The organism is Oceaniferula spumae, from assembly GCF_042849255.1.
GTDB lineage: Bacteria > Verrucomicrobiota > Verrucomicrobiia > Verrucomicrobiales > Akkermansiaceae > Oceaniferula > Oceaniferula spumae.
The window spans coordinates 3,402,088-3,427,028 of sequence record NZ_AP026866.1 but is presented as its reverse complement, the minus strand read 5'-3'; the positions used below and the strand labels follow the sequence as shown (position 1 = coordinate 3,427,028).

19 protein-coding genes and 1 tRNA gene are annotated in these 24,941 nt (G+C 53.1%); 8 read left to right on the top strand and 12 right to left on the bottom strand.

Annotated features, from left to right (window positions below; all coding sequences use genetic code 11):
• Nucleotides 1–3 precede the first annotated feature (3 nt).
• The 5 genes from ACSPJT_RS14510 to ACSPJT_RS14490 form a co-directional block, all read right to left on the bottom strand.
• Nucleotides 4–1,587: a sulfatase family protein gene (locus ACSPJT_RS14510; protein WP_435893274.1), complete on the bottom strand. Its 1,584-nt coding sequence runs from the start codon at nucleotides 1,585–1,587 to the stop codon at nucleotides 4–6.
• 6 nt (nucleotides 1,588–1,593) lie between these two features.
• Nucleotides 1,594–3,147, bottom strand: coding sequence for a sulfatase family protein (locus tag ACSPJT_RS14505; protein WP_435893273.1), 1,554 nt, complete (start codon nucleotides 3,145–3,147; stop codon nucleotides 1,594–1,596).
• A gap of 17 nt (nucleotides 3,148–3,164) precedes the next feature.
• Entirely contained in the window at nucleotides 3,165–4,652 is a 1,488-nt protein-coding gene (locus tag ACSPJT_RS14500; RefSeq protein ID WP_435893272.1) for a sulfatase family protein, read from the bottom strand.
• 65 nt (nucleotides 4,653–4,717) lie between these two features.
• A tRNA-Val gene (locus ACSPJT_RS14495) sits at nucleotides 4,718–4,792 on the bottom strand.
• A 99-nt stretch (nucleotides 4,793–4,891) separates the two neighbouring features.
• Entirely contained in the window at nucleotides 4,892–6,292 is a 1,401-nt protein-coding gene (locus ACSPJT_RS14490; RefSeq protein ID WP_435893271.1) for an MBL fold metallo-hydrolase RNA specificity domain-containing protein, read from the bottom strand.
• 112 nt (nucleotides 6,293–6,404) lie between these two features.
• Here ACSPJT_RS14490 and ACSPJT_RS14485 point away from each other — a divergent pair, with 112 nt between their 5' ends.
• Nucleotides 6,405–7,172 carry a L,D-transpeptidase family protein gene (locus tag ACSPJT_RS14485; RefSeq protein WP_435893270.1) on the top strand — a complete coding sequence of 256 codons (768 nt, stop codon included), beginning with the start codon at nucleotides 6,405–6,407 and terminating at the stop codon, nucleotides 7,170–7,172.
• Nucleotides 7,173–7,184: 12 nt separating this feature from the next.
• Here ACSPJT_RS14485 and ftsA read toward each other — a convergent pair whose 3' ends face one another.
• Genes ftsA through murG form a run of 5 tightly spaced genes read right to left on the bottom strand, consistent with a single transcriptional unit; the run spans nucleotide 7,185 to nucleotide 13,767 of the window.
• Nucleotides 7,185–8,399 (bottom strand): cell division protein FtsA, encoded by a 1,215-nt coding sequence (gene ftsA, locus ACSPJT_RS14480; protein ID WP_435893269.1) that lies wholly within the window; start codon nucleotides 8,397–8,399, stop codon nucleotides 7,185–7,187.
• Between the two features lie 30 nt (nucleotides 8,400–8,429).
• The gene (locus ACSPJT_RS14475) at nucleotides 8,430–9,416 is read right to left on the bottom strand and encodes a cell division protein FtsQ/DivIB (protein ID WP_435893268.1); all 987 of its coding nucleotides are present in this window, start codon (nucleotides 9,414–9,416) and stop codon (nucleotides 8,430–8,432) included.
• A gap of 5 nt (nucleotides 9,417–9,421) precedes the next feature.
• The gene (locus ACSPJT_RS14470) at nucleotides 9,422–10,339 is read right to left on the bottom strand and encodes a D-alanine--D-alanine ligase (protein WP_435893267.1); all 918 of its coding nucleotides are present in this window, start codon (nucleotides 10,337–10,339) and stop codon (nucleotides 9,422–9,424) included.
• A 12-nt stretch (nucleotides 10,340–10,351) separates the two neighbouring features.
• Nucleotides 10,352–12,655, bottom strand: coding sequence for a UDP-N-acetylmuramate--L-alanine ligase (murC, locus tag ACSPJT_RS14465; RefSeq protein WP_435893266.1), 2,304 nt, complete (start codon nucleotides 12,653–12,655; stop codon nucleotides 10,352–10,354).
• 29 nt (nucleotides 12,656–12,684) lie between these two features.
• Nucleotides 12,685–13,767, bottom strand: a complete 1,083-nt coding sequence (gene murG / locus ACSPJT_RS14460) for an undecaprenyldiphospho-muramoylpentapeptide beta-N-acetylglucosaminyltransferase (protein ID WP_435893265.1) — start codon at nucleotides 13,765–13,767, stop codon at nucleotides 12,685–12,687.
• Nucleotides 13,768–13,881: 114 nt separating this feature from the next.
• Here murG and ACSPJT_RS14455 point away from each other — a divergent pair, with 114 nt between their 5' ends.
• The 6 genes from ACSPJT_RS14455 (at nucleotide 13,882) to ACSPJT_RS14430 (ending at nucleotide 21,645) form a co-directional block, all read left to right on the top strand.
• Nucleotides 13,882–16,578, top strand: coding sequence for a DEAD/DEAH box helicase (locus ACSPJT_RS14455; protein ID WP_435893264.1), 2,697 nt, complete (start codon nucleotides 13,882–13,884; stop codon nucleotides 16,576–16,578).
• 18 nt (nucleotides 16,579–16,596) lie between these two features.
• Nucleotides 16,597–17,136, top strand: coding sequence for a hypothetical protein (locus ACSPJT_RS14450; protein ID WP_435893263.1), 540 nt, complete (start codon nucleotides 16,597–16,599; stop codon nucleotides 17,134–17,136).
• Between the two features lie 48 nt (nucleotides 17,137–17,184).
• Nucleotides 17,185–17,736: a hypothetical protein gene (locus ACSPJT_RS14445; protein WP_435893262.1), complete on the top strand. Its 552-nt coding sequence runs from the start codon at nucleotides 17,185–17,187 to the stop codon at nucleotides 17,734–17,736.
• Nucleotides 17,733–18,092, top strand: coding sequence for a DUF1801 domain-containing protein (locus ACSPJT_RS14440; protein ID WP_435893261.1), 360 nt, complete (start codon nucleotides 17,733–17,735; stop codon nucleotides 18,090–18,092). Before ACSPJT_RS14445 ends, ACSPJT_RS14440 begins: the two co-directional genes overlap by 4 nt.
• 119 nt (nucleotides 18,093–18,211) lie before the next feature.
• On the top strand, nucleotides 18,212–20,278 hold the full coding sequence (locus tag ACSPJT_RS14435) for a DUF1549 domain-containing protein (RefSeq protein WP_435893260.1): 2,067 nt from the start codon (nucleotides 18,212–18,214) through the stop codon (nucleotides 20,276–20,278).
• Nucleotides 20,279–20,316: 38 nt separating this feature from the next.
• Complete coding sequence (locus tag ACSPJT_RS14430) at nucleotides 20,317–21,645, top strand: DUF1501 domain-containing protein (RefSeq protein WP_435893259.1); 1,329 nt, start codon at nucleotides 20,317–20,319, stop codon at nucleotides 21,643–21,645.
• Between the two features lie 30 nt (nucleotides 21,646–21,675).
• Here ACSPJT_RS14430 and ACSPJT_RS14425 read toward each other — a convergent pair whose 3' ends face one another.
• Together ACSPJT_RS14425 and ACSPJT_RS14420 are read right to left on the bottom strand one after the other, a co-directional pair.
• On the bottom strand, nucleotides 21,676–22,167 hold the full coding sequence (locus ACSPJT_RS14425; protein WP_435893258.1) for a DUF4870 domain-containing protein: 492 nt from the start codon (nucleotides 22,165–22,167) through the stop codon (nucleotides 21,676–21,678).
• A gap of 43 nt (nucleotides 22,168–22,210) precedes the next feature.
• Nucleotides 22,211–23,728 carry a S10 family peptidase gene (locus tag ACSPJT_RS14420; RefSeq protein WP_435893257.1) on the bottom strand — a complete coding sequence of 506 codons (1,518 nt, stop codon included), beginning with the start codon at nucleotides 23,726–23,728 and terminating at the stop codon, nucleotides 22,211–22,213.
• Between the two features lie 156 nt (nucleotides 23,729–23,884).
• On the opposite strand from ACSPJT_RS14420, the gene ACSPJT_RS14415 reads away from it, so the two are divergent.
• On the top strand, nucleotides 23,885–24,802 hold the full coding sequence (locus ACSPJT_RS14415; RefSeq protein ID WP_435893256.1) for a histone deacetylase family protein: 918 nt from the start codon (nucleotides 23,885–23,887) through the stop codon (nucleotides 24,800–24,802).
• The last annotated feature ends 139 nt before the right edge of the window (nucleotides 24,803–24,941 follow it).

Here is a 24,941-nt window from a genome sequence, read left to right as displayed (position 1 = left end):
TCCTTATTTCTCGCGTTTTTTGAATCCGGGAATGTGGCTGGAGTAGTCGGGGGCGTCGTATTTTTTGCGGATGCGATCGTATTCCGCTCTGAGTTCTTGCCGAACCGCTGCATACTCCGGATTTCCGTAAACGTCCTTCATCTCATCTGGATCTTTTTCGAGATCGAACATATTCCATTCATCGGTGACGGGGAAATACATCAGCTTGTGAGTGGCGGTGCGCACGCCGAAGTGCTGGGGCACACTGTGTACTCCGCGTTCGTAATAGGCGTAATACAACGATTCGTGGTGCTGTTTTTTAGCTCCTGTTAGCACAGGAAGCATCGACTCTCCTTGCACTTCAGCAGGGGCTTTCAGTCCCGCAACTTCCATGAAGGTGGGAGCGTAGTCGATGTTCTGGATCATTGCCTCAGGCTTGCTGCCTGCTGTCACCTTACCAGGCCAGCGGATGAGGAATGGCATTTTCATCGATTGCTCGAACATCCACCGCTTATCATACCATCCGTGTTCACCGGTATAGAAGCCTTGGTCCGACGAGTAGATGACGATGGTATTTTCTGTTAGTCCGTTGTCATCGAGGTATTTTAACATCCGCCCAACCCCTTCGTCCACGGCCTTCACTGTGGCCAGATAGTTGTGCATGTAGCGTTGGTATTTCCACCTGACGATGTCCTTGTGGCTTAGTTTCCCTGCTTTGAAATCCTTGAGAAATGCCTGATTGAGCGGACCGTAATGCGCGTCCCACTGCTTTCTCTGGTCGGGAGTCATCCGCTTATACTCTGGCGTTCCGTAACCGTCAGGCCCAGGTAGCTTCACGCCCGGACGTTCGTCTTTGCGCAATTTGGCATCGTAGGACCAGTGGAAATGACGATCGATTTCCATTTCGTTTTTCGCGAGAGTTTTGCTGCGGTTCTTATAGTCGTCGAACAGACTCGCCGGTTCGGGAATCTGGACACCTTTGAAGGCATCGAGGTGGCGCAGTGCCGGAGAAAATGTCCGGTGCGGTGCCTTGTGCTGGCACATTAGGAAGAAGGGCTTGCTCTGATCGCGCTTATCCAACCACGCAATGGCCTTGTCCGTGGTGATATCTGTTGCGTAGCCAGGGAAGCGTTTGACCTTACCATTCATCTGCTTGAAATCCGGGTTATAGTAGTTTCCTTGACCGGGGAGAATTTCCCAGTGGTCAAAGCCCACCGGGTTGGTCTGCAAGTGCCACTTTCCGATCACCGCGGTGGTGTAGCCTGACTTGTGCAGTGCCTTGGCAACCGTCCATTGGCTCTGATCCAGCCCTTTGCCGCCGTTATGCGTAAAGCCGTTTTTATGGCTGTGCTTGCCGGTGAGGATGCAGGCACGCGACGGGCCACAGATGGAATTCGCGCAGAAGGAGTTTTTGAATATCGCACCCTCCTTGGCAATCCGATCGATGTTAGGCGTGGGCGCGACAGTCTTGAGATCGCCTCCATAAGAGGAGATCGACCTCAGAGCGTGGTCATCAGAGAACAGAAAGAGGATGTTCGGACGGCCATCTTTTTCCGCATGGAGCGCGGCAGTGGACAGCAGTAAGGCGAGAGCGGTGATTGACTTCATGATATGCTACTTGAGGATGCCTTCAAAGTGGGCGCGGCGTTCGGCGTAGAGAGCTTTCATCTCTTTGAAAGTCTCTGCGTATGAGGCATCGTCGTGCACACTACGGAGTTCCAAGGGATCTTTTTTCAGGTCAAACATCTGCCACTCTTTCGACTGGGGAAGGTAGAAAATTTTGTATCGATCTGTGCGCACACCGTCGTGGCGCGGCACGTTGTGAGTTCCTGGATTCATGTAATAGGCGTAGTAAATATCCTTTCTCCAGTCAGCAGGAGTCTTCCCCTTCAGCACGGGGACGAGGCTGCTGCCTTGGATGTCCTTCGGGATCTCAACTCCAGCGATTTCGAGGAAGGTGGGGGCGTAATCGATGTTCTGAATCATTTCCTGCGGACGGGTGCCGCTCTTCACCACTCCAGGCCAGCGGATCAGGAAAGGCATTTTCAGAGACTCTTCGAACATCCACCGCTTGTCATACCAGCCGTGCTCGCCGAGGTAGAAACCTTGGTCGGAGGAGTAAATGACGATGGTATTCTCGGCGAGGCCGTTCTTTTCCAGGTAATCTAACATGCGCCCGATGTTTTCATCAACGGCGCGGATGCAGCGGAGGTAGTCCTTGATGTAACGCTGGTATTTCCATTTGAGAATCTCGTCGTCGCTCAAGGTTTTGGCTTTTAGCGCGGCGATGAAGGGTTTGTTTTTTGGCCCGTAGGCAGCATCCCACTTATTCTTCTGCTCGCGGGTCATACGCATGTATTCGCCGTTGAGCATGCCATCCATGATCTTGTTCGGCACGATGGATTTGCCGTGTAGTTTTAGGTCGTGCTGCCAGTGGAAATGCTCGGCCAGAGTCATCTCGTTTTTCTTTAACCAAGCGGATCTTCCGGAATAGTCATCGCGCAGAGTCTTGGGCTCGGGGATTTCCACATCATCAAAGAGAGTCAGGTGACGTGGAGCCGGTGCCCAGTTCCGGTGTGGTGCCTTGTGCTGACACATCAGCATGAAAGGCTTTGTTTTATCGCGCTTGTCCAGCCACTGGATGGCGTGATCGGTAACCAGATCCGTGCAGTAGCCGGGAAACCTTTTCTTGCTGCCGTCCATCTGGATGAAGTCGGGATTATAATAACTTCCCTGCCCGGGCAGGATTTCCCAGTAGTCGAAACCGGTCGGATCAGACTCCAAGTGCCATTTTCCGATCACCGCAGTCTGGTAACCGGACTTGCGCAGCATCTTGGGGAAGGTGGGTTGCGAACCGTCGAAAACGTTTCCATTGCGCATGAAGCCATTTTTATGGCTGTGCTTCCCTGTCATGATACAGGCACGCGACGGGCCGCAGATCGAATTGGCGCAGAAGGAGTTTTCGAAAATAGCCCCCTCCTTGGCGAGTCGATCAATGTTAGGTGTCGGAGCGATATCCTTGAGTCGACCACCATAGGCTGAAATCGACTGCAGAGCATGATCATCTGAAAACAGAAACAGGATGTTAGGCCGCTTGTCCTCAGCGTGGGATGTGGCGGGGGCGAGTAGGCACAAGAGTGCGAGTGGCAATGTCTGTAGGGCTTTCATTGTTTTGTCCGCGATGGTTATTTCTTTTCAGGCACCTTGTAATATTCGCGCAGGCGAGTCAGTTCTTTTTTCATCCGCTCGACCTCGCCTTGGTATTCTGGATTCGAATACTGACTTTTCATTTCAGACGGGTCTTTTTCCAAGTCATAGAATTCCCACTCCTCGCCATTCGGAACGTCCCTGCCGTAGAAACGGATCAGTTTGAATCGTTTTTCGGACACCCCTTCATGTTTTCTAACACTGTGCGGCCCTGGGTATTCGTAGTAATGGTAATACAGCGACTTCCGCCAATCCTCAGGCGTCTTTCCTTTCATCAGCGGCACGATGCTCTCACCCTGCATTTCTTCCGGCGCATCGACGCCAGCCATCGCGAGGAAGGTCTCGGCAAAATCGATATTCTGAACGAGGTCGGTATTGACTGAGCCAGGCTTCACCGCATCAGGCCAGCGCACTAACAAAGGCGTGCGATACGATTCTTCATACATAAAACGCTTATCGAACCACCCATGCTCCCCCATGTAGAAGCCTTGGTCTGAGCAATACATGACGATGGTATTCTTGCTAAGTCCGGACTCCTCAAGATAGTCCAACAGCTTACCCACGCTCTCATCCACAGCCCAAATGCAACGGAGGTAGTCCTTCATGTAGAGCTGGTATTTCCACTTCACGAGGTCCTTACCGGTAGGATTGTGCTCTTCGTAATACTTGTTCCGCTTGGCATATTGCTCAGACGTTCCTCCTTTTTTGACTTTCAGATCCTGAACCAGTCGCATGGTTTTATCGATGGTCATGTCCTGCTTGTGAGCGGCGGTGCCACGGCCTTCGTAGTTATCAAACAGAGTCGGTGGCTCGGGAATTTCGATGTCCGCATACTTGGTCATGTGACGCTTTGCGGGAGTCCAGTTTCTGTGAGGTGCCTTATGATGCATCATCAGCATGAACGGCTTGTCCTTTGCGCGCTGGTCTTTGAGCCAAGTTAGGGTTTTGTCGGTGATGACATCACTGACATAACCTGTGTTCTTCTCCTTGCCTTTCGCCGAAATGAAGTCGGGGTTATTATATTTCCCCTGACCTGGCAAAACGTCCCAGTAGTCGAACCCCTGCATCTTACCATTCAGGTGAATTTTTCCGATCATCGCTGTCTGGTAGCCATTTTTCTGCAGAATCTTGGCGAAGTTCTGTTGATCGTGATTGAAGCCTCCACGGTTATCCAGCTTGCCATTCAAGTGGCTGTGCTTACCGGTTAGAAGCACTGCGCGCGCCGGGCCGCAGATGGAATTGGAAACATAGCAGCGGTCGAAACGCATACCCTCCTTCGCCAAGCGGTCGATGTTTGGCGTCATGTTCAGCTTCTGCAAATGGCCGCCATAGGCACCAATAGTCTGGTAGGAATGATCGTCCGAGAAAATCCAGATGATGTTCGGCTTTTCAGCAGCAGATAACTGCCCGAGCTGAGAGGTGACCAGAAGGCCTAGTAGGAGTGATTTGATACGATAAGTAGACATGATCATAGAACGCGATGAGCCGCTTTTCTAGATAATGCCTATGTCACCGATTCTTGCACGAAAAATGGTGCGCGATGCAGGATTTGAACCTGCGACATCATGCGTGTGAAGCATGCGCTCTACCCCTGAGCTAATCGCGCTTTGAAGACCACTTCTGCCAACAGGCAGGGGTGGATTTGTTATCGTGACCCCTGCTGGCATGCAAGCCATTTTTGACTGAAACCTATACGGGCAGCGGCTTAGAACTGCTCGACTTTTCCGAGTTCGGCGACTTGGACATCACCTTTGTGAAATTGGCCAATCGCATCAGCGAGAGCGTTTGAGCGAGTCGGTTCGCCGTGCACGAGCCAGACTTTTTTCTTCGGACCGGTGATGGCTTTGAAGTAGTCGATGAGCTCGGAGTGGTCGGCGTGGCCGGAGAAGGAGTCCATGATTTCAACTTGGGCGCGGAGTTTGTGTGGCTCGCCGAAAATGTTGACCTCGGGCTCTTTGTTACGGATTTTCCACCCAAGAGTGTTTTCTGCGCAGTAACCGACGAAGAGGATGGTGTTGTTAGGATTGCCGATGCCGTTGCGCAGGTGATGCAGAATGCGGCCCGCTTCACACATACCTGAGGCGGAGATGATGATTGCCTGTTTTTTACTGTCGTTCAGTTCCTTGGACTTGCTGACGGCACGGATCAGAGTGAGCCCTTCGAAACCGAATGGATTGCGTTTGTTATAGAGAAACTCGTGGACCTCCTCATTGAAACACTCGGGGTGGAGGCGGAAGATTTCTGTGGCATTCACCGCCAGCGGACTATCGACATAGACGGGAACTTCTGGGATGCGGCCGTCTTCAAACAGCTGGTGCAGCACGTAGAGGACCTGTTGTGTGCGCTCCACGGCGAAACATGGAATGATAATCTTGCCGCCTCGCTCGATAGCTTTTCTTAGTACCTCGGCGATGCGGTCGTCTGCCTTGGTTCCAAGTTCGTGCTCGCGACCACCGTAGGTGCTTTCCATCAGAAGGTAGTCGATATTCTCTGCAATTACCGGATCAGCCAAAATGTCGTTATCGCCCCTGCCGACATCGCCGGAGAACAGGAAGCGCTTGGTCTTGCCATCTTCCTCGTCCTCGATTTCCAACAGCACCTGGGCGCTTCCGAGAATGTGGCCGGCATCTAGAAAACGTAAAGTGACTCCCTTGGCCACGATCATTGGACGATCGTAACCGACGTTCACGAACTGCTTCATGCACTGCTCGACATCCATCTTGGTGTAAATGACATCCACTGGTAGCTCTCCACGTTTTTTGCGTTTCTTGTTCAGCCACTTGGCATCGCTTTCCTGAATGTGGGCACAGTCTGCTAACATGATCTGGCAGAGATCTCGCGTGGCAAAGGTCGCGAAGATATTTCCCTCAAAGCCTTTCTTGGTCAGGTTTGGCAAATTGCCGGAGTGATCAATGTGGGCGTGGGAGAGAACCACGGCATCGATTTCCTTCGGGTCGAAATGTGGAAAGCAGCAGTTCACATCATAGGCGTCCTTGCGGTGGCCTTGATAGAGCCCGCAATCGAGCAGAATTTTCTGACCATTCACCTCTAACAAATGCTGGGAACCTGTGGTTGTTCCGGCAGCGCCACAAAACTTGATTTTCATTCCATCACATAACAGCAGTATGTCCTCCGTGGCAAGTTGCTAGGTCATATTTTAACAGATCTAGTGCAATCATAAGCCGAATTACCTTTAGTAAAAAAAATCGCAAACCTAGATGAATAAGCCGATCTCTATGCTATACTGGCGCGTGCAACCATCAGCCAGACAGACTAAGAACAGCAGGGTCACTCATCGCTACCGCGCTCATGCTGTGGACATTAACGACATTCAACACCCCACTTGGCTAGCCATGAAATGGTCTACCGTTCTGCTTTTTTTGGCTATAGCCCTGCTCATCACGAGCTGTGGTGCGCCACCTGAACCACCTCCTCCTGTCGAGCCGCCTAAATTTCAAAACCCTTATCCTGTGGGGACTTACGCCCATTTTAAGGCTGAACCTAATTATCCCAAAACTTCGCGCAGCTATCGGAACGAGGAAGTGCTCGCTCGGACCAATCCGGACAATTCACGAATCGTGGTGTCGCTCGCCATGCAGCGCGCATTTCTTATGAATGGCGACGAAGTAGCGCTAGATTACCCCGTTTCAACGGGAACATCAACTTATCCAACTCCGCCGGGCGAATACAAAATCAGGGAAATGATCGTCGATAAACGGTCGAACCAATATGGAAAAATTTACGACGCCGAGGGAAATGTGATCAATAGCGACGCCAGCATGCCAGGTGACGAGGTGCCTGAGGGTGGTAAATTTGTTGGGGCCTCCATGCCCTATTGGATGCGTCTAACATGGAGCGGAATTGGCATGCACGTCGGCCATGTTCCTCGATACCCTGCCTCCCATGCCTGCATACGAGGACAATCACACATTGTCCCTATTGTTTACTCCAAGGTAAAGATCCTCACCCCGGTCACCCTAGAATAGATGGTTCTGTGACTATCGACTGAAAGGCCAGATCGACTTCAGAGCACGGGTTACTTTTCCACCTGATGTCGACTCACGTTCGGCATCAAGAATTTGAGCGTAACGGATCAAGCCCACTGCCGTGGAATACTGAGGATCACGGAAGTTTGCGTGAACGCCACTGATGTTAGATTGCTCAGATTGGTAAATAGGGAGGTCGAAGATATTGTTCGCCAACTCGCTGAAGCCCCGCATGCAGCTGGTTCCTCCAGTCAGGAAAACTCCACTACCAACATTCTTTAGGGCATTTTCCGGTAACCTGTCGAGAATCAGGTACAGTGTTTCCTCCAAGCGGCCGTTGATGATGTCGTTCAGCAGGGAGCGTTTCATTTCACCCTCTTCAAGTCCATGGTCGTCAATAATCTTCACCATACCGATCCCTCTAGCAGGATCCCCGGAGGCGTCACCTTCCACTTTTTTGAGCTCTTCAGCGCGTGAAAATGGGATATGTGTGACCAGATGAATATCATTGGTAATATGGTCTCCTCCCACGGGGATACAGCCGGATGCTGCAATGGCCCCTTTTAAATAGAGCACGTAGTCGGTGGTGCCACCGCCGATATCGATCACCAGAGCTCCGGCGTCCTTGTGTTCACGATCGAGCGCGACTTGTGCTGTAGCGATAGGGGCAAAGACGACATCGTCCACCTCGAGTGGTATCTCCCTGACACACTTGATGCTATTTTGAATACGGGTGCGCAGACCATGTACGATGTGGAAATCGACCTCAAGAGACCGGCCTAACAAACCAACGGGACTGACGCTGTGTTCCTGACCGTCGAGGCGGTAGTGACGGATAAAATTATGCAGGTAAACGTGGTCTCCAGGAATCGCCAGATCGCGGGCTATTTCCGTGGCCTCATCCAAGTGACCATCGTGCACCTCTTCCTCCTCATCAGGCAGACGGAAGGTGCCACGGTTATTGACACCGGCGATGTGTGACCCGGTCACTGAGAGCAATACACTGCTGATATCAACATCGCAGATGTCTTCCGCTTTCAGCAATGCATGTTTCAATCCCGCCTTGGCCTGTGGGTAATCGGTGATCTCCCCCTTTCTAACACCCGCACTTCGGGTTTCGCCCATGCCGAGAATCTTCACAGAACCATCCGGCTTGACCTCCCCGACCACCATGCAGGTCTTGGTGGTGCCGATTTCGACTCCTACGTGAATTTTTGATTTGGACATACTGAACAAGTTAGATCTTGAGATAGAATATTAATTGCGGTCGAGAATCGAGTCGATCTCGCGAACATCCGGATCTACAGGAACCGGCTTACGGTGTGGTTTGATGAGCACGGGATCCCCAGCAAATTTGACGGGGATATTTTTCCTGGGAATGAGATTGATGTGTTCGATTGCGCGGCGAGTCCGCAAGCTATGCTCGCAGATACTGATGAAATCACTGATCTGACGATCGTGATCATACATACCGAAAATAGCATGTGTGCCATCATTACAGATCGCTTCCAGTGAATAGTCATTTACCAGAATGATCCGTTCCGCCTGCCATTCGGCGCGGACGTTTCCTGAACTGAATAGCCCGATGAGATGAAGTGCTCGCATGACCTCAGTATGTTTCATCTTGCTGCCGTGCACGAAAGAACTCGACGTGGCATTCTTCACCACGATCACAGGCAGGTCTCTCGAAGAATTCCACATATGGCCCTCGCAGGGGAAGGTGATACCATCCTTATCAGCAAGCACCCCTCCTTGCTCGCGACCGGGATAACCGAGAGACTCACACTCCAGCCAGACGACGGGCACGCGTTCGTTGATTTGCACTTTGAGAGTGCCTGGCAGCCGTCGTTCCACCTGGCAGTCGACCACTTCCGGCAGAGCCTTCAAACTATCACGCACATCATCGGCATCGATCGCGAAGATACTGGACTCCAGATCGATCCCTGCGACCTCGACCACTCTGGCGTGATTGACGTGGCCATTTGTCTGCAACTCGATCTCTTGCAGTTTGTATTTTTCATTCCCTAAAAACAGGTGCTGCAGACCTCGCCAAGCACCCCAACAGATCAAACCGATCAGGGACAGGAACATCACCACTTTCGCAGAAGCTGCAAAACCACGCATCACCTGAATCATCACGATGCGCGGGGAGCTCACCTTGATGTGGAGTTTTTGCAGATCACCGTTGCGGCGCGCGACGCGTGGCGAACGGGTGGTCTTTTTGCGTGGTTTGAAAAGTGACATAGTTTCTAACTCCTTTCTGCGAGGGATAGCTCGGCGATTTTTTGACACAGCGGCCCAAACTCATACCCAGCTGCCTTGGCTGCTTTCGGAAGCAGGCTGCTAGCCGTCATACCGGGAATGGTGTTGGCTTCGAGAACGTAAGGATTGCCATCAAAATCCAAGAGAACGTCGACACGGGAATAAATCTCACACCCGAGAGCGCGGTGCGCAGCCAGTGCCGCGTCTTGCACCTTCTTGGTAATGTCCTCACTCAGATCAGCGGGGCAGTAGTAGTCTGTGCCGCCATCGTTGTTAAGCCACGGGTATTTGTTATTCATATCGTAAAATCCGCTGCGTGGAGCGATGTGAATGACTGGTAAAACTTCATCCGCAAGGACACCCACAGTAAGCTCCTTACCTTGGACAAACTGCTCGACGAGAACCTCATCGCCATACTTGGCCGCATCTTCCATAGCTGACATGGCTTCCTCTTCTGTCTGCACGATGTGAACTCCAACGCTGGATCCCTCGCGTGGTGGTTTGACTACGTAAGGCAGCGGCATCTCCGGAAGCTTGGCTCCGGCTGAGCAATCGACAATTTCGGAAACAGGAGTCGGCACGTTGTTATCAACGAACACAGCTTTACTGGCGACTTTATCAAATGCGAGACGACTGCTTTCGATCCCTGCTCCGGTATATGGCACACCCATATCCTCAAGAATCTGCTGCATGTCACCGTCTTCGCCGAAGGTTCCGTGGATCACGTTGAAACACAGCCCCGTGCCCTCCGGCAGGTTGATCTCACGAGTGGTGACGTCTACACCGACAGCATTCAGCCCCTCACCTTGAAGCGCCTCTAACACAGCCTTTCCAGATGCCAGTGAGACTTCACGTTCGGAGCCCGGGCCACCCATGAGGACGGCGATGAGTAATTGTTTGTCCATTATCGTTTCTAATTAAAAAGTAAAATCGTCTTCACCGATGATCTGCACCTCGGTTTCCATGGTGATGTCTCGCTGGCTTTTAGCCTCAGCGCGGATCTTATCGATCAGACCCAAGACGTCTCCGGATTTGGCCTTGCCGGTGTTGACGATGAAATTGCCATGCACCTCGGAGACCATTGCTTTTCCAACGGACGCCTCCTTAAGACCTAACTCATCGACCAACATTCCGGCGGGAATGTCATTCGGGTTTTTGAAAATGCAACCCGCACTAGCGGCAATCGGCTGAGACGAGCGACGTTTATTTTTCGACTCCTCCATGCGAGCCTCAATAGCCTCGGCATCCGCTTTCTTGCCCAGGAACTTGGCTTCCAGAGCGAAGTTGCGCCGTAGTTCCGGCACGTTGCGATAGTGAGCTTCGATTTCATCGCGAGTGCGTTCGCGGATTCCACCGTCTTCATCGAGAAACGTGACGCTAACAACTTGATCAAAGGTTTCCGTGCCCATAGCGCCGGCATTCATGCGAAGACCTCCGCCCACATTGCCGGGAATACCTTCCATCCACTCCATCCCTGTTAGTCCGTGGGCAGCTGCAACGCTGGCGACTTTCTTAAATCTGGCTCCAGCTCCAGCGGTGACCACATCACCCTCTACGCTTACATTCGAAAATACGCCACCTGATGGATGAATGACGACACCACGGATGCCACCGTCGCGCACTAACAAGTTTGACCCTCTTCCGACCACGCGCTGCGGAATCCCCCGTTCTCTGCAATAATCGACTAGGCTGGCAAAGGCATCGTGACTGTGTGGCTCCACCCAAAACTGAGCAGGACCACCACAGAGGATCGTGGTGTGACGGCGCATCGGCTCATAGAGTTTCGCATCAGCGGCACCGTCGCCAACGTAGCGCATCATCTCTTCTAACACCGTCATATCACGAGCGATCTTGGTGCCGATTTCATGAATATTACCAGCACCGAGCGTGATGAGAAGATCACCATCTTCGAGAGCATTGCCTACGAGGTGATGTGCATTTTTCACGGCTCCGACCACATCCGCACGGGTGTCGCCGTTTGCCTTCACAGCATCGACGATGGTCTGCGCTGTGACGCCTTCGATGGGCAGCTCGCTCGCTGGGTAAATATCGGTGACAAAAACTCGGTCGGCTGCTTGTAGCGCTTTTCCAAAATCATCAGCCAGCTTCTGAGTGCGGCTGTAACGGTGTGGTTGGAAAACAACGACCAGACGCTCCGGTTTCAAGGAACGAGCAGTCTGCAAGGTCGCAGCCACCTCGGTGGGGTGATGACCGTAGTCATCGATGATCCGCAGTTTCTTGGTGAGATACTTATTTTCAAATCGGCGGCGGGCACCAGCGAATGTTCCGAGAGCTCGGGCGACCAGTTGAAAATCAACCCCGGCAGCATCGGCCACAGCAATCGCAGCTAGCGCATTCAGCACATTGTGACGCCCTGGGATACCTAGCTCCACCCGACCTAACAGCACCCCACGTTTGGTCACATCGAAAGTGACGGTTCCTCCGGTCTCATGGACGTCACTGGCGACAAAGTCGGCATTTTCCCAGCCGTAGGAAATGGCACCCTCGCGGCCTGAGCAAAGCTCGCTGGCTACAGGGCATCCAGAGAAATGAATTTTATTTCCGCGTGTTTGATCCAGCAGCGTGTTGAAAACATCCTTGATGTGATCGATACCGGAATAAAAATCCAAGTGCTCCTCTTCGACATTGAGAACCACACAGTGCTCCGGCTGATAGAGGGCCAGAGTTCCGTCGCTTTCATCACCCTCGGCGACCATCAACTCGGCGGTTTCCTCCCAGTGGGCGTTACTGCCTAACACGGGAATCTCGGCACCTACGTAGTGACATGGCTTGATACCTCCGCGGCGCAAAACGTGGGCACACATGGCGGACGTCGTTGTCTTTCCGTGGGTTCCGGAAATAACCACGCCATTGCGGGTGTGTAGAATCGCGGCCAAGCACTCTGCGCGGCGGATACATGGAATATCTTTCTCACGCGCTTCAGCACGGGCGACATTCTCCTCGCGAATGGCGGAGGAATAAACCACCACATCTGCTCCGTGAACTTCATCAGCGCGGTGCGGACTGGAAAACACAAGACCCAGTCCCTGCATGCGCTCGGTTTCGCCACTGGTTACACGATCAGAACCGCTAACCTTGTGACCCATACCTAACAAAAGCAATGCGAGCCCACTCATGCCAGACCCGGCAACGCCAATGAGATGTACATGCACCGGATTCTCTCGATCGGTGAGGCGTTGACTGAGTTCTTCGATTTTCATGTAACGGGGAGGAGTGGGGGAAAGATTCGTTAGATGCCGGTAATCACATCACAGATCCTGCCCGATGCGTCTTTCTCGGCAAGGGCATCGGCTTGTTTTTTCATTTCCTGCCAGACGGCAGGCTCTTCGGTGATGCGGGTGATATCGGCGACCAACGATCCGGCGTCCATGTCTGACTCTTGTCGCAGCACGGCGGCTCCGGCATCCTCGAACACCTTGGCATTGAATGTCTGATGGTCATCAGCGGCGTATGGGTAAGGCACTAACACCGATGGCATACCGACGTATGAAAGTTCCGTCATACTGGATGCTCCGGATCGGCACACCGCCATATCGCAGGCGGCGTAGGCAGAGGGCATGTCATCGCAGAACAGTAGGACGTGGTAACCTTTTCGGCCCTTGGAAAGCTCCAGCACGCGATCGTGATCGGAGGCACCGGTGATGTGAAGGAATTGAACTTCAGGCATCGCCTTGGCCGCTTCTACGATCAGAGTATTGAGATGTTTCGCGCCTTGGCTACCTCCCATGACCAACACGGTTTTGGCTCCGGGTTCGAGACCGTATTTCGCGCGAGCTTGCTCTTGGCTGGGAAGTTGTTCCAACTCCTTACGCACTGGAGTGCCTGTGATGGTTGTCTCTGAGTTGGGGAAATATTTCTTGGCCGCATCAAATCCTAACAAAACCTTCCGACACCAGCGCGCAGTGAGTCGATTGGCTTTTCCAGGCAGAGCATTGGAATCGTGAACGAAGGTGGCCAGCCCCATTTTTTTTCCGGCGAGCACCGGTGGAAGGGATGTGAATCCGCCCATGCCGAGCACGATGTCTGCCTGCTGCTCCTTGAGGATGCCTTTGCACTGTTTGACGGTGCTCCAGAGGCGGAAAAGGAATGGGATCATTTTTGGCGACAGCGTCGATGGCTTCGCGATGGCTGGAACGGTGCGGAATTTGAGATTACCGTATTTTTTCGACGCCTGTGCATCGACCTTTTTCTCAGATATCAGCAGCAGCACCTCATGGCCTCGGCGCTCGAGTTCTTCAGCGACAGCGATGCCCGGGAACAAGTGCCCGCCTGTGCCTCCACAGGCGATGATGACCTTCTTTTTCTCAGACATGTTGGATAGTAAATTCGGGGATCCTCGCGATCGGCGGCATTATGCGGAAAAGGGAGTTAGTCAGCAATCCTTAAATACCTTTCAAATCCCTGTTTTTCTTACCTTTTCGCGCATTTGAATGAAAACATCCGTGTCAACGCCCTCGCCGATGGTTATGACAAGCACGTGACTGACCCTCCAGGCATCGACGACCTCCGCGAATACCTTGCATCCGGCGATTGGAAAAGCCTCTTTTCCGACACCGTTCTCGCCGCCGGATTCAAGACCGCCCGCGCCAAACGTGTCACTTCCGCCAAAGCCGAAGTGCTGGACACCGGAGACATCGAAGTGGTCGGCAGCGTGATCGATCCGGATGGTCACCCAGACGAGAGCGCCTTGGCTTTTTGGGAGGAAAACGGCAGCTTACAGCTCGACACCTCCTGCTCGTGTTCGGTGCGTTCCTGCTGTATGCATTCTGCGGCAGTCATGGAACATCTCAGTCGGCCAAACCGACTCGAAAAGGCCTTCGGTGAACTGCCGGAAAACACCCCCACACCGAGCCAGCCGCTTGCTCCAGAGAATCCCCCCGTCCCACCTGCCGCCACAGAGGTCAGCTTCCACCTGCACGTCAAACGTCGCTCTAACAACGACGATTTCCCTTGGCTGCCAGAGACCTACGCCACAGCCGTCGCCATTTACGGCAAACAAACATTTGCCCTCGATCCCGCCGGCAACATCGCCCGTCCCCGCAATCGCGCCGCCGAGATCACGGCATTAAACACCCTCTACGCTCTCGACCTCGTCCCCGGAGCCGGGCAGCCGCCTGTTTCACTCAAAAAGCTCCATACTCCAAAAGAAATCAGCACACTTTGGGCTCCTGATTCGAAGCAGTGGCAGCCATCGCTCTACTGGCAACGCTTCCGCCATGAAGGCATCGCAGCTCTTGAAAAACGCGGCTGGAAAGTGACTCTGGCACCTGACATCGGGCACAAGCCTCTGGTGTTCAACGCCTCCACATGGAAAGCCGAAATCGTCGAAGAAGGTCGCGGATGGTTTCACCTCTCGACTGGGTTTGAGGTCGATGGAGAACAGCTCGAACTCCAGCCGATCCTCGCCACGCTGGTGGAATACAATTTCCTTGAAATCACCAAGGACTTGCCAGACGGGCAGCAGTTCCTGATCTTTCTCCCCGACGGCCGAGGGCTGACCTTACCAGTCGGACGTTTCCGTCGCATCCTCACCCACCTCGGTGAGCTCATGGATTTCAAATTCGACGGCAAAGCCATGCGCCTGCACAAAGTCGAAGCAGCAGCTGTGGTTGAAATACTGGAGCAGGACTTGGAAAGCCAGCCACCCGAGGAAATCAAAACCCTCTCCCTCGCCATCCAGACACCTAACAAGGCATCTACTCCAATCCCCGCCACGCTGAAAGCCGAGCTACGTAGCTACCAGGAGGAAGGGTTCCAGTGGATGCAATTTCTCGCCAACAATGGCCTGCACGGAATCCTCGCCGACGACATGGGCTTGGGAAAAACCATGCAAACTCTGACCCACATCCTTGCAGAGAAAGAAAAGGGAAACACCCTACCAAACCTCGTGGTGGCACCAACCAGTGTGGTGGAAAACTGGCAACGCGAAGCCGCCAAATTTGCGCCGTCGCTCAAGGTTGTGATCCTGCAGGGCTCGGATCGCCACCTGCGTTTCGGCCAACTTTCCGACTGTGACCTCGCCCTCACCTCCTACGCCCTACTTCACCGAGACCTCGAATCACTTTCCGCCCAGCCGTTTCACCTGTTAGTTCTCGACGAAGCCCAGCACATCAAGAACCCAGGGGCACAGGTCACGACCGCTGTGAAGGAACTGCAGTCGCGCCACCGAGTCTGCCTCTCAGGCACCCCGGTAGAAAACCACTTGGGTGAACTCTGGAGTTTATTCGAGTTCCTCATGCCCGGATTGTTAGGCAGCAGCGATTCATTCAGAGACACTTTCCGCAACCCCATCGAAAAAGACGGCAACCAGCAACGCGCCGATGCCCTCGCCCAGAAAGTAGGCCCGCTGATCCTCCGCCGGACCAAAGACCAAGTCGCCACCGAGCTACCGCCTAAAACCGAAATCCCCCACCTCATCGAACTCGGTGAAAGTGAGCAGGATCTTTATGAAACGGTACGTGCCACCATGGATAAAAATGTTCGCCAAGCTCTGGCCATCCGCGGGCAGCAAGCGCAGATGGTATTTCTCGATGCCCTGTTGAAACTCAGGCAGATCTGCTGTCATCCTCGTCTTGTTTCCAAAGATGATGACGGGAATCTGAATCATCAAAGCTCGGCCAAATTCGACTACCTCACTGAGCTGCTCACCACTTTGAAAGAGGAAGGGCGGCGCGTGTTATTATTTTCTCAGTTCACCTCGATGTTAGACATCATCGAGCGTTATCTAATCGAGCAAAACACCAGCTACCTCAAGCTCACTGGAGCTACGAAAAACCGGCAGGATTTGGTGGAGGATTTCCAAGCAGGAAAAGCCGAAGTTTTCCTCATTTCCCTCAAAGCCGGAGGCACAGGACTCACCCTGACCAATGCTGATACCGTGATCCATTACGATCCCTGGTGGAACCCCGCCGCTGAGAATCAGGCGACAGATCGCGCCTACCGAATAGGCCAAGACAAGCCGGTCTTCGTCCACAAACTCATCTGCAAAGGCACCGTCGAACAACGCATCCAGCAGATGCAGGAAAAGAAAGCCGGCATCTCAGACTCCATCCTAACAGCCTCGCTCAATACCTTGAAGCTGGACGACGATGTGCTAACGAATCTTCTGGCCCCAATTCAGTAACCTCTAGCATCGAACTACATGAGAAGGCCCAAGATACGCAGGAAGAAATACTTCATTATCTCAGTCCTCTTCGTTTCACTACTTGCCGGGGTGCTCGTATTCAAAGACCGAAAGACATCGCACTGTGTTCAATGCCGGTCGATGCAGAATGCTCTGCAGTGGCGGCTCGGATTCTGGCACACTGCCTCGATTCCTCTCAGCCCTCGCAATACCGAAGTCCGAAGATCACACCTGTACGATGACTTTTTCCAGAGCGACCACCAGCACGAGTGGCAGTTTTCCCAAGGCTCACCATACTACACCATGGGTCTGAGTGTCTGGGGCGGCTGCGCTATCGGATCGGGGCGGCATTCACATCCATTTTGCCAGACCTATGAGCTGGATCCGAGCTTCAGGGAATTCATCCGCTCGGAGCTTGCTAGCGGTCGACTCGATCTGAAAACCATCCATCAAATCTGCCGACTCACAGAGTGGCGTGACGAGAAACAGCCACTCAGTCCCAAAGAGGCACAACTGCGGGAACTCGCCGATGAATTGGTCTACGACCGCGATTGGTGATCTCATTTCCATCTTGCCCGAAGCTGATCGATGGACTTATCTGGTAGTATGAAAAGTCCCGTAGGATCGCACCAGACACTTGAGCAAACTGAACTCGATGATGGACTCATCGCCTTTCGCTGTCCGGACTCCGGCGGCTATTGGATTCCGGTGGAAAATTACTGGAAGTGGCAGCGATCCAGCCACAAGGGTGACGACGACGAAAACACCAGCCCCGCCTCCGGCCCGCCAATCAGCGAGTTCGACAGCGTCGTCAAACTCTGTCCAGTCACTGGAACTATCATGACGCGTTATCGGGTGGGGCACGGGTTAGATTTCCGCATCGACCGATCGATCACCGGCGGCATCTGGCTGGACGGCGGCGAGTGGGAAGCATTACAGGCAGGGCACATGCACAATGAACTCCACCTGGTTTTCACCGCACCTTGGCAGCAGGATGTTAGAAACGAAGAACACGCCGCACAATACGATGCCATGTTACGCGAAAAACTGGGTGACGAGTTATTCAGAAGCCTTTCCGACGTTCGCGATCAACTCATCGATCACCCGGCTCGGGCTGAAGCGGTTGCCTATTTACAAAACTCCACCTCGGATCGATGAAGCGCGATTCTCAGTCACCGCAGCACTACATCGACAGTGTCGAAGGTGAGCAACAAGAACTGCTGCTGAAAGTCCGCGCATTGATTCAAAATGTGGCTCCCGATGCCACCGAGGGCATTGAATACGACATGCTGGCCTATGGCGAGCTATGCAATTTGGCGGCGCAAAAAAACTACGTCAGCCTCTATGTCAGCCCAAAAGCGCTGGCGGAATATCATCAGAGTCATCCAGACGCGAACTGTGGCAAATGCTGTCTTCGTCTTCGTTCGTTAAAACAATTCGATCCTGCTGCCGTGAAAACCCTTCTGGAGCGGGCGAATCAGCTGCTCGAGCAAGGGGAAAGCGGGTGTTGCTGACACCATTTTCAGCCTTTAATTTCAGATAGCGGAAAATTTTCTACCCGCTTGCCAAATTTTTCCTGCAACTGTAATGTGCACAACGGGTTGAATACCTCGCTTCATTCCTTTTGCCTGCCATGAAAACCATCAAACATCTCCTGCCATCCAGCGCGACCGCTGCGGTGATCGCCACACTCACGTGCTTCGCTGCTCCTGATTCGCTCCAGGCCAAACCGTTTTCCCAAGAAACAGTCCGTAGCACAAGTAACGAGATTGATCAGTTGGTGGCAAGCTATCTGCAGAAGAATAAGGTCAAGGCGAACCCCGTTGTCGATGACGCAACATTTCTTCGCCGCGCATACGTTTCCGTTAGCGGTCGCATTCCGACGTCCGAAGAAGCCCGCGCATTTCTATCCGACCCGGCACCAGACAAGCGCAAGACCTTGGTAGACAGCCTGATTCAGTCGAACGGCTACAAGAGCAACATGTTTAATTTCTGGGCAGACCTACTCCGACTGCAAACCAACCAGGAAAAATTTGGTCTTGGTTGGCACAATTGGATTCGTGAGGCCGTGGATAGCAACATGCCGTATGACCAATTCGTTAACGAGATGCTCGCTGCAGAAGGCATGGCCACCGAGAATCCAGCGGTCGGTTACTACTTGCGCGATCGCAACATGCTCTTGGACAATGTCAGCAATACCTCGCAGATCTTCCTTGGCACCCAGATCGGCTGCGCCCAGTGCCATGACCACCCATTCGATGATCTCACTCAGAAACAGTATTTCGAACTAGCAGCCTTCCTCGGCAGCACAACCTACAAGAGTGATGCCGCCCAGCACCTGATGCGCCGTCTGACTGCATACACCATGATCCAAAAGGGAATGATCCCCATGAGAGATCAGGCCATGCGCGACAAAAAAGGCCGTAAGAAAAAAATGCAGAACGGAGGAGCGGCCAAGAAAATCGCCCGTGACTACGCGAACATGTTCAAAGACTTTCGTAAGAACGCCACGGCCACGGATACTTCACAACAACTCAAACTCCCCGATGACTATCAGTATAACGATGGCAAACCGGGCGAAATTCTGACTCCGAAAACCATCTTCGGCGATCAGATCACAGGCGTCGCCATCGCAGACCGCCGCAAAGCATTTGCCGACTGGGTGACCAGCCCTAACAACCCACGCTTTACCAAAGTCATCGTCAACCGACTCTGGGCCGAGGTGTTTGGTCGGGGAATCGTAGAGCCATTGGACGACTGGTCTGACACCACGCGCATTTCCCACCCTGAATTGTTAGACTACCTCTGCAAAGTGATGAAAGCGACCGACTATGATGTTCAGCAGTTCATGCGCGTTCTTTATCACACCCGCCTTTTCGAAAGCGCGGTAGCCACCCAGCAGGCTGAAATGGGCGGCAGTTATGACTTCAGGGGGCCGGTCCTGCGCCGCATGTCTGCTGAAGTGCTTCACGACTCGATGATCGCACTCAAGTTTGGAGATCGCGACAGCACCGTCAACTACTCCATCAAAAACCAGTGGGACCAATACATTGAGAGTGTTGATAAATTTTTCAAAATGCCACTGCCCGATTTAGTCGCCTTGGACAAAGCCGCCGATGAACAGGAGAAAAAGCTCTACGCCGCCAAGTCCGCAGCTCGCAAACTCAAGCTCGCCATGGAAAAAGCCAAAGGCGAGGGTGATATGAAGACTGTTGCCAAACTTCAGGCGGAACTTCGGAACACCTATAAGGGACTGAAGCGCAAAATGGAAAACAACGGTGGCGATGACATGATGTCGATGATGGCCGTGCGCAATCTTAGATCACGCTCAAGTCCGCTACTCCGCTCCTCAGAGCAGCCCGCTCCTTTCAAACCTGGCACCTTCATGCGCCAGTTCGGAGCATCCGACCGCGAAACCTCCAACGCCTCCAACACGCAGGCATCCATCCCTCAGACACTCACCTTACTGAACGGGCGTGAGATCATCGCCCTCACCGATGGGAAAAGTAAGCTGGCCTCGAATCTGCGATCGGCAGACAATGCCTCTGAGAGATTGGAAGTCCTTTTCCTCGCCATCTACAGCCAAATGCCAACGACTGCTGAACGTGAAACATATGAGCCAATGATGAGAAGCCCACAGCAGATTCAAGTCCTCGCAAAAGCCATGCTCAACTCGAAACGCTTCCTCTTTGTCCAGTAATCTATCAGCCGATTTAAAACTCTAACTTTTATCAAGAGATGAATACCAATAAACTCGACGAACTCTCACGCCGCGGCTTTCTCGCCACCACTGCCAAGTCCTGCTTCGGCCTGACTGTCGGAGGTGCTGCAGCCAGCTTTTTCAACCAGCGTGCCTACGCTGATTCTGTTGCTCTGGATCCGTCCGTGGTTGCCGCAGGAGGAGGAAAGGCGAAAAATGTCATCTACCTATTTATGTCTGGTGGCATGACCCACATCGACACCTTCGATCCCAAACCTGATGCCGATGCCAGCGTTAAAGGCGATGTCAAAGCCATCAAGACTAACGTTGACGGTATCCAACTCGGTCATTGCATGCCGAAACTGGCACAGCAGATGGACAAGGTCGCCCTGATCCGCTCCATGAACACGACCCAAGGAGCTCACGCCCAAGGCCGCTACTTCATGCGCACCGGCTACACACCACGCTCCAGCATCGTTCACCCCACTCCGGGTGCGTGGACGAACCGACTGAAGGGACCAGGCTCTGGGGATATTCCTTCTTACATCACTGTGAACTGCGGTAGCGAGCACCCGGGTGCTGGTTTCCTTCCTACAAAATACGCCCCTCTCCCCATCGGAGATGCCTCCACAGGCTTATCGAACAGTCGCCGAGGACGCAATGTCAGCGAGGAAGCATTCCATCAACAGCTGACCCTAAGACAGCAGCTGGACCAAGATTTCGATGCGAAATTCGCCAAAGGCCAAAAGCAGGTTCGTGCCTATAACGAAGCCTACACTGCCGCCGTGAAACTGATGAAAAGTAAGGACCTCGAAGCCTTCGATCTCAGCAAGGAGGGCAGAGAGGTGCACGCACTTTATGGAGCCGAACGCTTCTCGAAGGGCGTTCTGTTAGCCCGCCGCCTGGTTGAGCGTGGTGTGCGCTTTGTCGAAGTCGAATTCGGAGGATTCGACTGGCACGCGGATAACTTCGGCCAAATGGAGCAGCAAATTCCCGTGCTCGATCAAGCCCTAGCCGCCCTGCTCAAGGACCTGGAACTGAAAGGTATGCTGGATAGCACCCTTGTCGTTCTCGGAACCGAGTTCGGACGCTCACCCAAGATCAACAGCAACGCTGGTCGGAACCACTTCCCCAAAGCCTTCTCCACCATGATGGCCGGAGGCGGAATCAAGGGCGGCCAAGTCTACGGTGCCACGGATGCCACAGGAGCGTCCGTGACCGAGAACAAAGTCAACGCTCAAGACTTCAATGCCACCATCGCACACGCCCTCGGCGTGCAACACGACAAGGTAATCATGTCAGACAGCAAACGTCCGTTCCGCATGGGAGGCCGCGAAGGCAAACCAATCACCAAGCTGTTTTCATAAACTCACCTCTTAGGCGAGTGATGGCTGCGTCTACTTGGCATCCGGAATCATCCGGATAGTCATTGGGTAGCGGTGCCAATCACCTCGGTTGGCAGCGATGCATGCCATCACTTCACAAACGATCTGCCCGATGCTGAGTAGCATGATAATCGGGATAATCAGCATGATGCCTATGCCCATGGTCACCACACCGACAACTAGAGCGAGGGCAAGTAGTGACATCGTGTAGAGAAACATGCTGATCATGAAGTTCAGCGCTTCACGACCGTGGAAGTCGATGAATCTGGACTGATCTTTCTTCACCAACCAGAGGATCAGAATACCGATGAACCCGGTCAGCAGTCCTAACAGGTGCATCAACATCCCCATGGTGCGCTCGTCCTGAGTTACGCCATTCGCATCCATGCCAACCGCATGGGCTTGGGGAAGCATCGGTGGCTGCGCAGGAGTTAGATATGGATTCACATCAGGGACCACCGGCATTTGCGGCGGCCTGCTTGATTCTGTGGATTCGTTTTCCATATCTAGATCGTGACACGATTCATCGCTCACGGCGCACCGGTCACTATTCCGTAATGAACTCTACCAGATCCTTGCGCATCTTTACAAGATCGGGCTCATTGAGATAAAACATGTGGCCGGCCTCATACCATCTTACACTGATGTTTTTCCGCAGAGGTTCAGCCACAGGAAGGTGATCAAAGGAATGCAGGATTCCTCCGGCTGGTGTTGCCATATCCGCGTGGCCACACTGAATCAGAACTCGTAGATCCGGGTTGTCACGCATCGCCGCAGCGAGGTATGATGACATATTTACAATGCTGTTTTTCCGACCCCAGTCCCATCCTCCTACATTGGCGAGGATCTCGTAAGGACGCTCCTCCATCCAGCCAAGTTCATTCCCCAAGTATTCTAACATCGCTGTGGAGAAGGCTCCTTTGGCGACAGAGAATGATGGATCGTATCTCGGCATATCCCCAGCTTTGTCAGCGGCTGGCCATGCGGTGCGTGCATCGAATCGGCCCAGAACGATATTCTCCTTACGCAGAAGCTCCTTGCGGAATCTCGATGGATAAATGCGTAAATCGTAACGTAAAATCAACTCAACGGGCAGAGATGTCAGAGCGGAGAGTTCTGCCGCTATCTTTTGGCGCTCTTCTGCAGTGATGGTGTATCCTTTCAGCAGCGCGGTTGCGTATTCGCCTTTGGCAAACTTATCGGCACGCTTGACCAACTCGTCACGGTTGCCCTTGAGCTTGCCGTGATAATGGGCGACGGCTGTGTAGGTCGGCAAAAATGCAATGTAAGCAAGATCATCACCATCACCGGGATTCAGTGTTCGGAAATCAACCAGGCTTGAAAGCATCACGACTCCGTTCAGGCTCATGCCGTAACGGCTCTGCAATTCATTGGAAAGCCCAGCAGCTCGCACACCACCATAGCTCTCGCCTAACAAATATTTTGGTGACCCCCAGCGTTTGTTTTCAGTCACCCAACGGCGAATGAAGTCGCCCACTGATCGGATGTCCTGCTCGACACCGTGGAAGTTTTCCTTTTTATCCTCAGAGCGAGAGTAACCTGTTGAAACGGGATCAATAAAAACGAGGTCGGCAACGTCGAGGATCGACTGCGGGTTCTCGCCCACCGTGACGGGGGGAGCAAGTGCTTTGGTGCCATCTGGCGATGTCGCCAAGATCCGTGGCCCGAGCGCTCCGATGTGCAACCATACGGCTGAAGAGCCAGGCCCACCATTGAAAGCAAAAAGGACCGGGCGCTTTGAGGGATCCTTCACTCCATTGCGAGTGTAGGCGACGTGGAAGATGGAGGCGCGGGGTTTTCCATCATCAGTTTTCAATACCAGCCGCGAGGTGGTGGCTGTGTATTCAATCTTCTGGCCATCGATGGTCACACTGGCCTGCTTACTCACGACCTTGGGTTTTTCCTCCTTGGCAGGCTTGGCTGTTTTTTTGGCATCCTTAGACTCCTGCGCGACGGACACGCCCACTAGCCCGACACTGAGTGAAACCACGGCAGAAGCCATAGCCACAGACCTAAACGGACGGTTGAAAAAGGGACTCTTCATGAAGATCGACTGTTTTTGCATAATTTTGAAGCGGTGACCGCGCCCCTATTTATCTGGCATACCGCATTGTTCAAACTTCAATCTTCCAAGTTTGCGCTTTCACACTAGAATTCCTATCGTAGGATTTCCCCTACCCGCCCCCTAGATTCATCTGAAATGCGCTGCTTTTATTCATCCGACCTCGATCTCGATCTCCCGGCCAACCATCCTTTCCCCAAGGACAAGTTCTCGGCCAGTCGTGATATGCTGCTGCAAAATGGAATTCTGAAACCGGAGGAAATCATCGATGTCACCCAGACAGACCTCCACGTACTCAAGCGCGTGCACGAGGGAGAATATCTCTCAAAAATCTATCACGGCGCCCTTGATAGGAAGGAGCAGATCGCGCTTGGTCTGCCAGTCAACGCCAAGCTCTTCGCACGCTGTGCCACTGAAGCCGAAGCCACCCGCCAGACTTGCCATGCGGCGCTGGCAGAAGGGGTAGCTGTGTGCTTGGCAGGAGGAACACACCACGCATTCAAGGGACGTGGCGAAGCATTCTGTGTGTTCAATGACGTCGCCATCGCGATCCGTGATTTACAAGAGAAACAACCGGGCATCCGCATCATGGTGGTCGACACCGATGCCGCCCAAGGCAATGGCACCAACAGTCTGCTGAGCGACGATCCCCGCGTATTCACCTATTCCATCCACGTCGGCCAAACCACTGGCACAAAAACCAAGTTCAATGGCAACATGGACGTAGAGACCGTTAGATACGTCGAAGGGGACATGTATCTCAAACAACTCTTCAACACCCTCGCCGGAGCACTCGATGTCTTTAACCCAGATCTAGTCATCTGGGTCGCCGGCGCCGACAATCACTCTAACGATTTATTGGGAAATATGATGCTAACCGTGGCCGACATGCAACGCCGTGATGACGTCATCATCCGCGCCTTCATCAAGAACCGCATCCCACTCGCCATCCTCTATGGCGGGGGCTACAACCGCCAGCCGGACCTCACCGCGAAACTACACCGCAACACGGTGGCATCCGCGAAGAAGATCGCGAGCGAATATGGTAAAGGGTAGTTAGACGCCGATTCAGAGCCCTATTTTCTGGCCCACTGTGTTAGATTCACAGCAGATTTCAAAATCTTAGTTTTGTTAGTCAAAAGCCCAAAATCGCTAATATTGTGACTAACATCGGGCAACATTACCTGTATTTACA

What these genes read in the sequence shown, in the direction of transcription:
- ACSPJT_RS14510 (WP_435893274.1), bottom strand. Translation starts at nt 1,587, where the DNA reads ATGAAGTCAATCACCGCTCTCGCCTTACTGCTGTCCACTGCCGCGCTC.
- ACSPJT_RS14505 (WP_435893273.1), bottom strand. Translation starts at nt 3,147, where the DNA reads ATGAAAGCCCTACAGACATTGCCACTCGCACTCTTGTGCCTACTCGCC.
- ACSPJT_RS14500 (WP_435893272.1), bottom strand. Translation starts at nt 4,652, where the DNA reads ATGTCTACTTATCGTATCAAATCACTCCTACTAGGCCTTCTGGTCACC.
- ACSPJT_RS14490 (WP_435893271.1), bottom strand. Translation starts at nt 6,292, where the DNA reads ATGAAAATCAAGTTTTGTGGCGCTGCCGGAACAACCACAGGTTCCCAG.
- ACSPJT_RS14485 (WP_435893270.1), top strand. Translation starts at nt 6,405, where the DNA reads ATGAATAAGCCGATCTCTATGCTATACTGGCGCGTGCAACCATCAGCC.
- ftsA (WP_435893269.1), bottom strand. Translation starts at nt 8,399, where the DNA reads ATGTCCAAATCAAAAATTCACGTAGGAGTCGAAATCGGCACCACCAAG.
- ACSPJT_RS14475 (WP_435893268.1), bottom strand. Translation starts at nt 9,416, where the DNA reads ATGTCACTTTTCAAACCACGCAAAAAGACCACCCGTTCGCCACGCGTC.
- ACSPJT_RS14470 (WP_435893267.1), bottom strand. Translation starts at nt 10,339, where the DNA reads ATGGACAAACAATTACTCATCGCCGTCCTCATGGGTGGCCCGGGCTCC.
- murC (WP_435893266.1), bottom strand. Translation starts at nt 12,655, where the DNA reads ATGAAAATCGAAGAACTCAGTCAACGCCTCACCGATCGAGAGAATCCG.
- murG (WP_435893265.1), bottom strand. Translation starts at nt 13,767, where the DNA reads ATGTCTGAGAAAAAGAAGGTCATCATCGCCTGTGGAGGCACAGGCGGG.
- ACSPJT_RS14450 (WP_435893263.1), top strand. Translation starts at nt 16,597, where the DNA reads ATGAGAAGGCCCAAGATACGCAGGAAGAAATACTTCATTATCTCAGTC.
- ACSPJT_RS14445 (WP_435893262.1), top strand. Translation starts at nt 17,185, where the DNA reads ATGAAAAGTCCCGTAGGATCGCACCAGACACTTGAGCAAACTGAACTC.
- ACSPJT_RS14440 (WP_435893261.1), top strand. Translation starts at nt 17,733, where the DNA reads ATGAAGCGCGATTCTCAGTCACCGCAGCACTACATCGACAGTGTCGAA.
- ACSPJT_RS14435 (WP_435893260.1), top strand. Translation starts at nt 18,212, where the DNA reads ATGAAAACCATCAAACATCTCCTGCCATCCAGCGCGACCGCTGCGGTG.
- ACSPJT_RS14430 (WP_435893259.1), top strand. Translation starts at nt 20,317, where the DNA reads ATGAATACCAATAAACTCGACGAACTCTCACGCCGCGGCTTTCTCGCC.
- ACSPJT_RS14425 (WP_435893258.1), bottom strand. Translation starts at nt 22,167, where the DNA reads ATGGAAAACGAATCCACAGAATCAAGCAGGCCGCCGCAAATGCCGGTG.
- ACSPJT_RS14420 (WP_435893257.1), bottom strand. Translation starts at nt 23,728, where the DNA reads ATGAAGAGTCCCTTTTTCAACCGTCCGTTTAGGTCTGTGGCTATGGCT.
- ACSPJT_RS14415 (WP_435893256.1), top strand. Translation starts at nt 23,885, where the DNA reads ATGCGCTGCTTTTATTCATCCGACCTCGATCTCGATCTCCCGGCCAAC.